General features: G+C 36.4%; 7 protein-coding genes. 5 read left to right on the top strand and 2 right to left on the bottom strand.

The window, feature by feature from the left end; genetic code table 11:
- Window positions 1-3,492 carry a UvrD-helicase domain-containing protein gene (locus ACT6XC_RS03155; protein ID WP_443740765.1) on the top strand — a complete coding sequence of 1,164 codons (3,492 nt, stop codon included), beginning with the start codon at window positions 1-3 and terminating at the stop codon, window positions 3,490-3,492.
- Window positions 3,482-4,111 carry a GNAT family N-acetyltransferase gene (locus ACT6XC_RS03150; RefSeq protein ID WP_443740764.1) on the top strand — a complete coding sequence of 210 codons (630 nt, stop codon included), beginning with the start codon at window positions 3,482-3,484 and terminating at the stop codon, window positions 4,109-4,111. Before ACT6XC_RS03155 ends, ACT6XC_RS03150 begins: the two co-directional genes overlap by 11 nt.
- A 125-nt stretch (window positions 4,112-4,236) precedes the next feature.
- Here ACT6XC_RS03150 and ACT6XC_RS03145 read toward each other — a convergent pair whose 3' ends face one another.
- A complete protein-coding gene (locus ACT6XC_RS03145; protein ID WP_443740763.1) occupies window positions 4,237-5,802 on the bottom strand; it encodes a UxaA family hydrolase in 1,566 nt (521 codons plus the stop codon).
- Window positions 5,803-6,150: 348 nt separating this feature from the next.
- Window positions 6,151-7,716 (bottom strand): tagaturonate reductase, encoded by a 1,566-nt coding sequence (locus ACT6XC_RS03140; protein ID WP_443737975.1) that lies wholly within the window; start codon window positions 7,714-7,716, stop codon window positions 6,151-6,153.
- Window positions 7,717-7,977: 261 nt separating this feature from the next.
- Between ACT6XC_RS03140 and ACT6XC_RS03135 the strand changes: the two genes are divergently transcribed.
- The 3 genes from ACT6XC_RS03135 to ACT6XC_RS03125 all read left to right on the top strand — a co-directional run bounded on the left by ACT6XC_RS03135 (window position 7,978) and on the right by ACT6XC_RS03125 (window position 13,103).
- The gene (locus ACT6XC_RS03135) at window positions 7,978-11,166 is read left to right on the top strand and encodes a helix-turn-helix domain-containing protein (RefSeq protein ID WP_443740762.1); all 3,189 of its coding nucleotides are present in this window, start codon (window positions 7,978-7,980) and stop codon (window positions 11,164-11,166) included.
- Window positions 11,167-11,255: 89 nt separating this feature from the next.
- Entirely contained in the window at window positions 11,256-12,197 is a 942-nt protein-coding gene (locus tag ACT6XC_RS03130; protein ID WP_443737977.1) for an ABC transporter permease, read from the top strand.
- A gap of 15 nt (window positions 12,198-12,212) precedes the next feature.
- On the top strand, window positions 12,213-13,103 hold the full coding sequence (locus tag ACT6XC_RS03125) for a carbohydrate ABC transporter permease (protein WP_296016250.1): 891 nt from the start codon (window positions 12,213-12,215) through the stop codon (window positions 13,101-13,103).
- Window positions 13,104-13,144 lie beyond the last annotated feature (41 nt).

The raw sequence follows: 13,144 nt of genomic DNA, 5'->3' as shown, positions 1-13,144 counted from the left end.
ATGGCTGATATAAAACAGATGTTGCCAGAACAGCAAAAAGCAATTGATTCAATAAAAAATACGGTAGTTGCCGCTGGAGCTGGTTCTGGAAAAACGACAGTTCTTTCGCTCCGATATTTGAATTTGATAAAAAAATATAAATACAACGTTGATCAGATTTTGACTTTGACTTTTACAAAAAAAGCTACGGTCGAAATGTCCTCAAGAATTTACAACGTCTTAAAAAATGAAGCGCCCGAACAGGCTGCGAATTTTTATAAAGCGAATATAAAAACTTTGGACAGTTATTGTAATAGCGTCGCAAAACTTGGTTGCCGTTTTTACGGAATTAGTCCAGATTTTGTTCAGGATGATGAAAACATAAAAACTCAGGTAAAGGCAAAAGCCCTGCCCTTTTTGCTCGAACATCGCGACAATGAAACTTTAAAAGAATTTATAAAAGTTCAAGATTATGAGGCGGTTGCAGAAAAACTCTTTGTTGAACCGATTCTTGCTCATTCAAAAATTGCAAATCCCATAGATTTTCGTGCGGATTTTAAAAAGCAGTTTGCAAAAATTGTTCAAGAATGGAATAAAACAGTTCACAAAATTTCTGAAATTTTGTGCGAAATTGAAAGTTTTGAAGATGAATTTTCGGGAAATCGGGAAAGTAAGTCGTTTGAAGCGTATTTAAAAGAAAAAAATAAAAATATTTCTCCAGAAATTGTAGAAATTACGGACGAAAACATTGAAACTCAAAATTTTTCGTTAATTAAAGAATATGCAGAAAAAATAAACGGAATAAATTATTCAAAACCGAGAGTAAAATCGGAAGAAGTAGATTTGCTTAAGGAAAATATTGATTTATTTCGCTCTGCAAAAAGCGATTTGCTTTCGCTTGCAAATTATATTTACGGAATTCCATATTTGGAAAAAATTTTGCCTCTTCTGGAAGAATTTCAAGAAATTGTAATGAATGTAAAACGTTCATCAAATTGTCTGACTTTTGCAGATGTTTCTAATATGGCATTGCAGATTCTTTGCGATTATCCGGAAATTCGTGCCATGGAAAAAGAAAAATACAAGGCAATTATGATTGATGAATTTCAGGATAACAACCTGGATCAGCGCAATATGCTTTTTCTTCTGGCAGAAAAAAAAGAAAGAATGGAAAAAGGCATTCCTTCGGTTGAAGAACTTGAAAAAGAAAAATTGTTTTTTGTTGGCGACGAAAAACAGAGTATTTATCGCTTTCGTGGTGCAGATGTTGAAGTTTTTAATAATCTTGCAAAAGATTTTTCTGATGGAACTTTGCAAATGTACACAAACCATCGTTCAAATCCAAGACTGATTTCTGCGTTTAACACAATTTTTGGCGGAGATTTGTATTCTGATAAAAATGCAAAAAATGTTGAATTTGCGGTAACTCCGCCGTCTGTGTTTTTTAACGAACGTCAGCAAAAAAATAATTACGAAATTCCTCCTTACGAAGCAATTTATCATTCTGTTTTGCCAGACGAAAAAAAACTCGAAATCGAAGAAAAAAATGAAAATTCAAAGAGAAGAGTAAATCTTGCTTTTTACGAAAAAAATACCGAAGCTCCAAATGGATTTTTTACCGGAACTTATGCCGAAGCCGAATGGGTTGCTCAAAAAATTGCTGAAAAGTACAGAGAGGGATATGATTTTTCTGATATGGCGATTTTGCTCAGGTCATATTCAAAACAAGCCGTTTTTGAACGCGCATTTTTGCGTCATGGAATTCCGTACAACACAGAAACCTTAAAAGGTTTTTTTTCTGACGGACCAGTTAGCGACATTGCCGCTTATTTAAAACTTTGTGCATATTCTGACGACAGAATGGCATACGGAAAAGTTTTGAGTTCACCTTTTGTAAATTTAACAGTTACGGAAACGGAAGCGGTTCTTTCATTAAAGCAGGATGTTTTTTCTGACGAAAGTGCAGAAATTTTGCAGGAAGATTCTTTAATTCGTTTTAAAAATGCAGCAAAATTTTATGAAGAAGTTAAAAAATTTTCAAAAGAAAATTCTCTTACAAAAACTGTTTCAAAACTTTGGTATGAATTTGGTTATCGATTTGAAACAATGTGGAACGAAACTGTCAAAATGTACGAAAAACTTTATGACCTTTTGTTTGCGCTTGCCCGCGAAGGCGATGAAAAGAATTTAAATCTTGCCAGTTTTGTCGATTATTTGTTTGAATATGAAGAAGAAAACTCAAAACTTGAAATAAATGTCCCTGTCGAAAAATCAGAAGGCGTTCATATTATGACGGTTCACAAAAGTAAAGGTCTTGAATTTAAAATCGTCTTTATTTGCGACACTCAACGAGGTTCTGTAAACGAAAAAAGCACTATTCCCGTTTATTACAGTTCAAGATTCGGATTTGCGTTGAATACTCCAGCATATTTTAAAGATTCAAAAAACTATTTTTATATTCTCGCAAAAAACGAAAATGAATTAAAAGAATGTGCGGAAATGCGTCGTCTGACTTATGTTGCCCTTACGCGTGCGGAAGACGAAATTTTTATTACAAACAGCAGTTACGAAGTTCCAAAAGATGTTGAAGAATATTTGCCGGGCGGAACAAAAAATGCCGATTCAATTTATAAAGTTCTTGCTCCAGTTATCAATTTTTACTGTAAAAAGGATGAAAGTGGAAATTCAAATTATCAAGACGCCTCGCCTTTTTCAAAAATTGAAATAATTGAACCATTTTCTCAAGGCGAATTTTTTTCGGAACAAAAACGCCCGAATACTCAAAAAGCAAAAATTGATTTTGTAAAAGCTCTTTCAAAACAAAGTCCTTACGAAACCTCTCAAATTATAAAAAAAGATCTGGTTGAAAAAATTTATGTTTCTCCGAGTAAACTGTACGAAGAAGCCGAAAAAAATGAATTTAAAAAATCTCTAGAAAATAAAAATTGGACGGATTTGCCATTTGCCGAAATAAATGAAATTATTGAAAGACACAAAAATTTTGACTTTAATAATTTTGGTACAATCGCGCATTCCTATCTCGAAACTGCGTTGAAATTTTATGGACAGGAAATAAAAGTTCCGTATAATAATCAGGACGTTTCCGGATTGGAAAATAGCACGGGCGATATTAAGAAAGTTGAAAAAATTTGTGAGCAAATGACGAAAGGATTTTTGAATTCAGAACTTGGAAAAAAAGCATTGAATTCAATCTGGCGAAAAGAAGAATTTGAATTTAAAAGTCGGTTTGGCGAAAAAATTTTGTCTGGTATAATTGATTTGGTTTTTAAAGAAAAGGATGGAAATTTTTTTGTTGTTGATTACAAAACAAACCAGGAAATTCGTCCGGAAATTTATTATTCTCAATTGGCCTGTTATAGACATGCAGTTTCTCAAATGCTGTCGGTTCCAGAAGAAAAAATAAGAACTTTTTTGTTTTATTTGCGTTTTGGAAAGGAAATTGAAATTTTACCAGAAAATCTTTGTTTGAACGAGAGTATTTATGAATATTAAAGAAAATGAAAATATAAAAATAAAGGTGGCTTCTTCAGAAAATGCAGCCGAGCTTTTAGAAATTTATAAGTTTTATGTTGAAAATACGGCGATTAGTTTTGAAATTGAAACTCCAACTTTGCAGGAATTTTGCGCTCGAATCGAAAAAACTCTTAAAAAATATCCGTATTTGATTGCAGTTTCTTCAAGTGACGAAATTTTGGGATATGCCTATGCTAGTGAATTAAAATCCCGGGCTGCGTACGATTGGTCAATAGAAACGTCAATTTATGTAAAAAAAGAATGCAGAAAGATGGGAATTGGCAGAATTTTGCTCAAAAACCTCGAATTTCTTCTTAAAAAACAGAATATTTTGAATTGTTATGCTTGTATTGCCTATACAGAACGAGAAGATGAATTTCTTACAAAAGCCAGTGTTAAGTTCCACGAAAAAATGAACTATCGAATGGTAGGAATTTTTAAAGACTGCGGATACAAATTTGACCGCTGGTATAGCATGGTTTGGATGGAAAAACATTTAGGAGAACATAAAAGTTCTCAAAAAAAGACAATTCCCTTTAGTGCTTTACTCGAACAATTAAAACTGACAAACGGTAGTTTTATAGAGATAGAACAATAGTTTTTTTTATCTAACGAACGTTAGTTTTTCTTCTTTTTGTATTTATTAAGCTTATATCAACTTTAAATAAAAAAAGCCTGAAAAGTAAATTTATACTTTTCAGGCAATCTGTTATTCAATAAAAATTAAAGAGTTACACCGTCTTTGAAGATTGCAATTTCGCGATAACCGTTGATTTCGTTCTTTGTCTGTTTTTTTCCAGAACAAATATCGCAAATCAATTCAAGGAGAGCATCGCGTACTTTGTCGCTTGGTTCGTCTAAAAGTCGTGCTGCGTCAAAATCAATCCAGTCAGATTTTTTTTCTGCGAGAGGATGATTTGTTGCAATTTTTACAGTTGGAACAGGAGCACCGAGAGGAGTTCCGCGTCCAGTAGAGAACAGAATAATGTTTGCTCCAGCAGCGGTCATATCTGTTGTAGAAACAATGTCGTTGCCTGGACCTTCAAGAAGAGTAAGCCCTTTTTCTGTCAGACGTTCACCATATTTGAGTACACCTGTAACAGGCGCTTTTCCACCCTTCTGAACACAACCTAAAGATTTGTCTTCGAGAGTTGTAATTCCACCAGCTTTGTTTCCTGGACTTGGATTTTCGTAGCAAACCTGATTGTGGCGGGCGTAATAATCCTTAAATCCGTTGATAAGATTTACAGTTTCGTCAAAACGTTTTTTATCAACACAACGGTTCATAAGCATTTGCTCAGCGCCAAACATTTCTGGAACTTCAGTGAGCATTACGCGACCGTCCATTCCAGTCATAGCATCGCAAACCCGGCCAATCAAAGCATTTGCCGTAATTCCAGACATTCCGTCCGAACCACCGCACTTCATACCGAGAACAACTTCTGAAAGAGGAACAGACTCGCGCTTAAACTGACCAACATATTTTACAAGTTCAGTAATCAGTTCTTTTCCTGCCGAAAGTTCATCTTCTGTCTGCTGAGTTGTCATGAATTTTACGCGGTTTTCATCATATTCGCCCAAAAACTCCTTAAAATAAGGAATATTGTTTTCTTCACAACCGAGAGAAACAACAAGAACGCCGCCAGCATTCGGATGATGAACTAAATCTGCCAAAATTTTTGCAGTTGTTTCTTTGTCGCCACCCATCTGAGAACAGCCATAAGGATGAGTCCAGGCAAAAATTCCTTCAAGACCGCCATTTGTATTTGGTTTTGGTTCTTCACCGTCAAAAAATTTTGCATTTGCCCAGGTTGCAAGTCGTTCAGAAATTTTATTAACACAGCCAACAAGCGGAACAATCCAAATTTCGTTACGAATACCAATGCGGCCGTCTGCGCGTTTGTAAACGTTTACAGAAGGAACATTTTTGCGCAAATCTTCGGTTTCTTTGTACCATTTTTCGTAAGCAGCTTTTGCGTTTTCTTCGTTATAAGTGTATTCAAATTTTTCAGAAAGCAAGGTGTGGATGTTGTGTGTGTGAACATGGCTTCCAACAGGAATATCCTGAGTAGCAGCGCCAATCGGATATCCGTATTTTATTATAGGTTCGTCTTTTTTAATGTCGCGGATTGCGAATTTATGACCGGCTGTAATATCCTCTGTAAGAGTTACTTTAGTTTCTGGCGCATTTCCAGAAGCTTCAAGAATAACTTCCGTACCTTTTGCCAGTGGCTGAAGTGCGACAGCTACAATGTCAGCCGAATTAATTCTAATAGCGATTTTGCTCATAGTACCCCCAAAAGTGACTTAAAATTAAGTTACGTGCGTTCTGAAAATCTATCATTTTATAAGTAAAAAGTCATTATCAAAATTCGGGCACTCCGCCAAAAGGCGGCGCTACGTTCCGGGCTGCGCTATTCGCTCCGGCCGGCAAAAATGCCGTCTGCTTCGCACCCTGCACATCGCTAGTGCGGTTTATGCGTTTTTTCAATTTTTATCGATGGGATTGATTATACTGTTGTTGAAAATAATGAAACAGCTTCTTATTTAAAGTGATATTTTTTTTTCAAAACCAATAAAAAAAGCGCGGTTCGCTCGAATCGCGCTTTTTGTTTTGTTAAGATTTGTTAAGACAGTTTATTTTACAATGTCTGCAAGTGCAGCTTTCATACCCTTAGACTGAATGTCTGCGAGGTTCTGTGCTACGCTTGCTTCGAGTCCTTCGTATTTTGTGAGGTCTTCTTTCCAGAAGTCAACATTTGAAAGAACTTTGTTTGTAATAACTTTTGCGTCTTTTGTTTCTTTGTTGAGAGCAGCAAAGAATTCGAGAACTGGAAGTGTATCTTTGTTTGGATAAACGCCTTCTTCTCTCTTTGATTCAAGATATTTTGCGCCTTTTTCGTCTGTTTTGATTTCTGTTCCGTTGTAAAAAGCAATTAAAGCGGCAATTGAGAACGAAAGAAGTTTTGGAACTGAGTTGTTCTTTGCCATGTACTGTGTTACAGATGGAAGACAACGTGTCCAGTATTTTGCAACTGAGTTCAAAGAAATTTCGATCAAGCGGTGTGGGTTGAACGGATTCTGGAAACGTGACCATACGTTTTCTGCGTATTCTTTAAGGTCTTCCTGATCTCCGTTGATTGAAGGAATGATTTCGTTGAAGATTACGTTGCGCATAAATTTCTGAGCGTCAGCGTTTGGTGTGTTAAAGCCTGTTCCAACTTTTTCTGAACATACAATGTCCTGAACGTAGTTTGAACCTGCAAGGAAAGCTGCCAATACAGAAGATGTGTGTGCACCGTTCAAGATGCGTACTTTTCTTGTGTGGTAGTAATCCATGTTCTGAACCCACTTAACAGAAAGGCCTGCTTTAACGAGTGGAAGTTCGTCTTCGTGTGATTTTTTAGATTCGATAACCCAGAAGTGGAAAAGTTCTGCTGAGTCGAGGAGTTTATCTTCGTAGCCGAGTTTTTCGCAAATTTCTTCGGCCTGAGTTTTGCCTGTTTTTTCATTTTTTGTAAGAAGTGGGAAATATCCTGGAACAATGCGGTCAACAAGACAAGAACAAACATCGCAAGCTTCGTCAAACCAGTTGATAAAGTCTGGTCCGAGCTGCCACATTTCTGCATAGCGGAGAATGTTGATGCGGAGGTTAAGACCTGCCTGGTCAGAAAGTTCACAAGGAATAAGAATCATTCCCTTTGAAACATCGCCGTTAAAAGCCTGGAAACGTTTATAAAGGAATGCTGTAACTTTTGCAGGGAAGTTTTTCTGTGGCTTCTGGTCAAGAGTTACTGGAACGCCGTCGATTTCTGCGTCGAAACGAATACCTGCTTCAGTTGTGTTAGATACGATAAAGCGCAAGTCTGGGTTTGAAGCCAATGCAATGTAATCATCGTAATTTGTGTAAGGGTTGATAGAACGGCTGATAGAGTTGATTGTGCGTGTTTCAACTGTTGGTTTTCCGTCTTTCATGCCGCGGAGAACAGTTGTGTAAAGGTTGTTCTGAGCGTTCATTGCGTCAATCATACCTTTTTCGAGCGGCTGAACGATTACAACGTTTCCGTTGAAGTCGGTTTTTTCGTTTACAATATCAATCTGCCAGTCTACGAATGCGCGGAGGAATCCGCCTTCACCAAACTGAAGAATTTTTTCTGGACGTTTTACAGTTTTTACAACGTCTTGTATAGACTTTAATGCCATTTTAGAAGCCTCCAAAAATAATGTTTGATTTTATCATTTATGGATAATACTTTCAATTAGAGGAAATTTTATAGCCCCGATTGGAACCCCGAAGTTTCCGGAGGAAATGGAGCGAAAGCGGAAGGGTGGAAAGCGGGTTTTGTAAAAAAATGCGCTCCAGAAACTTTAAAAATATTTTAAATCCTTTGTACAATAACGAAAGCACTTGTAAAAAAAACGACATAATAATAAAATCCGTATGATTATATTTTGGGGGAAAATTTGAATATCGGCACGTCTGGAAAAAGAATCGGTTTTGCTCTGAGTACAATTCATTTTGGATCGTCATTAAAGCTTTGGTTTAAACTTGCAAATTATGCTTCTCAAGAAAAAGGTTCGTTTTTTATTTTTCCTGGAAGCAATTTAAGCAATTCTGGTGCAAATTCTCTTTTTAACGAAATCTATAAACTTGTTAATTCGGAAAATCTTGACGGTTTGATAAGCTGGGCTTCGAGCATAAGCAACGGCGTTTCTTACGAAAAGAGCGTTGAATTTCATAAAAAATTTGAAAATCTTCCATTTGTAACTATTGGTCAAAAAATTAACGGCGCGCCAAATGTTTCTTTTGATGCCTACGAAGGAATGAAAGAATTAACAAAACACTTGATTGAAGTTCATGGTGCAAAAAAGATTGCATTTATCCGCGGTCCAAAAAATCATACTTCGGCTCAGGATCGTTTCCGCGGTTTTTTTGATGCTGTAAAAGAAGCTGGAATTTTAGACGAAATTTTGATTTCTGATTATACGGATTGGTACGAAAGCGAAAAAGGTGCAGTTCAGCTTTATAATGAAAGAAATTTGGTTCCTGGAAAAGATTTTGACGCTCTTTTGTGTGCCAGTGATATGATTGCCCTTTCTTCGGTTGAATATTTTGAAAAACACGGCTACAAGGTTCCAAAAGATTATATTTGTGGCGGTTTTAATGATTCTGTAGAAAGTCGCGTAAGTTCTGTTTCTTTTTCTACGGTTCATATGCCAATGGAAAAACTCGGAATTCTTGCTTATCAGAAGCTTGTTCAGCTTTTGAATGGCGAAAAAGTTGAAGATACGGTTTTGCCAGCATATCCTGTAATCCGTGAAAGTTGTGGTTGTAATAATTTAAAGCATCTTCAGAATTTTTATGATTCAAAAAAACGTATAAAAAATCGTGATGACTTTGTTGAAGCGATTTCAAAACTCTTTCATGCGGACGAAAAAGAGCGTGAGGAACTGATACAGCCACTTTTTGAAGCGTTGTTTGAAAATAATCAGTCGGATTTCTATCGTCGTTTGAGCGACGGTTTGACGGTGTATTTTAAGAAAGATGGTGAACTTTTTACTCTATATGAAGCATTGCGCCTTCTTAAAAATTCAACATTTTTGCCAGAAGAATATGTAACGAAGATTATCAGCACTGTAAATTTGATAATTCCTCAGATTCAGCGAAAAATTTGCGAACTTCGGACTTTTAGCGAAAAAAATGCGTCGATTGTGAGTTCGTTAAAAAGCGCCCTGCTCGCTGCCCACGATTTTGACGCTTTAATGAAAATTCTTTCGGATTATTTGCCAAAAATCGGAATTAGAAGTACGGCTCTTGTTCTTTATGAAGAAGACGGAACTTCAAGATATATCGGTGGATTTAATCCTTCTGGCGAACTTTGCCTCGAAGAAAAGCTTTTTTCTTCAAAACTTTTGGTTCCAGAAGAATTAAAAAAAGATTTTGAATACGGAGTTTATCTTGTTCAGCCACTTTTTATGGAAAATAAACCTCTCGGTTACATGATAAATGGCTATTCTGACTGTGATGGAAGTGTTTACGAAGGGTTGAGGGTTTCGGTTGGAAACACAATAGAAAATATTCTTCTATTTAAAGAAATTGATAAGGCACGTCAAAAAGCCGAAAAAGCGGAATTTGCTAAAACTGAGTTTTTTGCAAATGTTGGAAGTGAACTTTGCGATCCTTTAAAAGATTTGTCTGCAAAAATATTCCAAATGCAGGGAAATATTGAAAAAGGCATTGTAGATCAGGATATTCTTACTGAACAGTTGATATTTCTTCGCTCTCAAATTCAATCTCAGTTACATAAAACCGTCACTCTTGTTGAACTTACCCGTTCTCAAGTTGACGATTTACCAATGGATAAAAAGCTTTTTGACATTCGTCAGGTTTTGCCAGGAAGCGTTGTTGCTTCCTTAAACCAGAAATTTCCGCTTGTTTACGGAGATCCTGACCGCTTAAAAAAAGCCCTCCTTACTTTTTTTGGTGACGGAAAAGGAGCGATGTCGCTTTCTGCCGGATATGAAGGTTTAAAAATCAACTTAAAGACAAAGCATCTCGATTGGAAAGATCCGGAATTTTTGCTGGCAGAAAAGATAATTCTTTTGCAGTACGGCGAAGTTCAAAAAATTGATGATGAATCTCTTTTAATAATTTTGCCTTGGCCTAATCTTGCAGGACTTCCGCCGGTAAAAATGGAAAGAACTTCGAACAATGTCGTAAATCTTTCTTCTAAAGAAAAAAAATCGGAAATTTTCAATATGCCGGTTGTAAATTTTGACTCTTTGGCTGATGATAAACTCGAAAATATAATTCTCTACTGGCGTTCTGACAATGCTCCGATTGACGAATGGGTAAAGGTTTACAGTTTGCGTCATAACGAAAATCTTTTCCGTGCGCCGATTTTGTGTTACAGTCACGAACTCATAAGTCATAATTTTGTTGAAATGCTTGAATCGAAGGTTCGTTCTCAAAAATCTGCTCCAGTTTTATTTATAAATGCAAAACGTACGAATTATGGAACTTGGGCAACTGATTCTAACAGCGTAAAAATTCAGTCAATGGCGGAATTTGAGCATATTCTTGAAGAAATTACACCTTCGCTGATTGTTTTTGAATCAATTGATGAAGAAAGCATCAAAAAAATCAGAAAAAATCCAAAAACTGTCCTTGTGCCGATTATCGTCTTGCCGGAAATAATTTCTTCTGAAGAAGATGTTGAGCTTTTGTGCGCTCATCCAAGAATTATTTTGTGTAATAGTGGAGCGGCTGATTCTGAACAGTTTGACAATAGAATTCACGAAATTCTCGCAGGTGATGAAATTATGCCGCCTCATACAGGTGCGCTGGTAAAAAAAGCGATTCTTTATCTTAATAAAAATGCTTCTCAGCAGATTGTGAGATGGAAGCTTGCCGACACTGTTCACGTTAGCGAAGATTACTTAACGAGAATTTTCCATAAAGAAATTGGACTTTCGCTCTGGGAATACTTAAATCGTTATAGAATTTTCCTTGCGACAAAAATGCTTCTTGAAACGAATGATACAATTTATGAAATTGCAGAAAAATCTGGTTTTCAGGATCAGGCATATTTTTGTAGAGTGTTTAAAAAGGTCTACGGTATTCCGCCTGGAAAAATTCGGACAAAACAGTAAGAATTTTTTAAGCATAGTTCGTTTTTGTCCAATAAAACGCTTGTCAATTTTATATAAAAAAAGTTATTATAAAAGAACTGAGGTTAAATATGATCGCACAAGAAACAACAGCTCTTAAAGCTCCGAAGAAAAACCTTTGGAAAGATGTTAAGAGACACTATTCTGTTTATGCACTGCTCGTTATCCCAGCTGTTTACTATGCTATCTTGAAGTATGGTGCAATTGTGAACGGACAGATTGCTTTTAAAAGCTTTTTGCCTGCAGATGGAATTTGGGGAAGTAGCTGGATTGGATTCCGTAATTTCGTAGACTTTTTCCAGTCATTCTATTTTGGTGAATTGCTTCGCAACACAATTTTTTACAGTTTGTTAAAACTCGTAATCAGTGTTCCACTTTCAATTATTCTTGCTGTAACTCTTTATGAATGTACGCATGACATTCTTCGTAGAGTTGTACAGACACTTGCTTACCTTCCGCACTTCCTTTCATGGGTTATTATGTACGGTATCTTGCTTGTACTTTTGGCTCCTGGTGATGGTATGGTAAACGACATTGTTAAATTTTTTGGCGGTGAGCCGGTAGATTTTCTTACAAACACTCACACATTCCCTGCTATTGTAATCATTTCTGATGCATGGAAGGAAATGGGATGGGCTGCGATTATCTTTATTGCTGCTTTGATGGGAATTGACCCTTCATTGTTTGAAGCTGCAATGGTTGAAGGTGCATCTGCTGTTCAGCGTGTTTGGTATATTACAATTCCGTCTATTAAACCAGTAATTGTAACTGTAGTTCTTCTTAAACTCGGTACAGTTCTTGATGCTGGATTTAACCAGATGTTCATGTTGTACTCTGTTCCTGTATATTCTGTAGCCGATATTATCGATACTTGGGTATATCGTCAGGGTCTTCTGCAGTTCAAGTTTGCTCTTGCTACTGCCGTTGGTATTTTCAAGGGTGTAATCGGTATGTTTCTTGTAATGGCATCTAACGCTGTTACTAAAAAACTTGCTGATTCTTCACTTCTGTAATTAAGGGAGACTAAAATGACAAAACCAAGTACAGTAAAACTTACTGCAGGTGATCGCACATTCTATATTTGTATCAATGCATTTCTTATTTTTGTTGGTGTAATTATTGCGATCCCTATGTGGTCTACAATCACACTTTCTTTCCGTCCAAACTCATTCCTCGGAACAAACTTTGAAGGTATGTTCCTTCCTGTATGGAAATGGGATGTTTCTGCTTACAAAGCTTTGCTCGGTAACGCTGGATTTATTACAGCGTTCTGGAACTCATTGAAGATTATGGCATTTGGTGTTGTAACTGCTCTCGCTCTTACAGTTCCTATGGCATATTGTATGTCTGTTTCTGATCTTCCAGGACGTAAAATCCTTAACTACTTTGTACTTATTCCGTATTTGTTCAACATTGGTGTAATCCCAACATACCTTGTTGTAACAAATCTTCACCTTACAAATCACTTGGCTTCAATCTTCTTGCCTGGTGCAATTGGTACATACAACTGTTTGATTATGCGTGGTTTCTTTGAAGGAATCCCTGAATCTTTGAAAGAATCTGCTCGTATTGACGGTGCTGCTGAATGGTATGTTCTTGTGTCTATCATTCTTCCATTGTCAAAACCAATTATTATGACAATCGGTTTGTACTACGCTGTAAACTTCTGGAACGACTTCATGCACGCTATGCTTTACTTGAATGAAGCTTACTTACAGCCACTTCCAATCTTGCTCCGCAATATTTTGATGGCTTCTGGTATGAACGAATATGTTGAAGTAAACGCTTTCGGTAATGCTTCTGTACAGGCTATTAAGGCAGCTTCTGTATTTATGTCGGCAATTCCTATGATTATTGCTTATCCATTTATTCAGAAATACTTTACAAAAGGTACAATGCTTGGTTCTGTTAAGGGCTAAGTTTTAATACTACATTTGCTTGACCAGATGATAAAAAAATA

Origin of the sequence: Treponema berlinense (assembly GCF_052273165.1) — a bacterium.
Lineage (GTDB): Bacteria > Spirochaetota > Spirochaetia > Treponematales > Treponemataceae > Treponema_D > Treponema_D berlinense_A.
The sequence above is the reverse complement of the archived record's forward strand: the minus strand, read 5'-3'. Positions and strand labels throughout refer to the sequence as shown.

Coding starts and splice junctions, on each gene's coding strand:
- ACT6XC_RS03155 (WP_443740765.1), top strand. CDS start 1: ATGGCTGATATAAAACAGATGTTGCCAGAACAGCAAAAAGCAATTGAT.
- ACT6XC_RS03150 (WP_443740764.1), top strand. CDS start 3,482: ATGAATATTAAAGAAAATGAAAATATAAAAATAAAGGTGGCTTCTTCA.
- ACT6XC_RS03145 (WP_443740763.1), bottom strand. CDS start 5,802: ATGAGCAAAATCGCTATTAGAATTAATTCGGCTGACATTGTAGCTGTC.
- ACT6XC_RS03140 (WP_443737975.1), bottom strand. CDS start 7,716: ATGGCATTAAAGTCTATACAAGACGTTGTAAAAACTGTAAAACGTCCA.
- ACT6XC_RS03130 (WP_443737977.1), top strand. CDS start 11,256: ATGATCGCACAAGAAACAACAGCTCTTAAAGCTCCGAAGAAAAACCTT.
- ACT6XC_RS03125 (WP_296016250.1), top strand. CDS start 12,213: ATGACAAAACCAAGTACAGTAAAACTTACTGCAGGTGATCGCACATTC.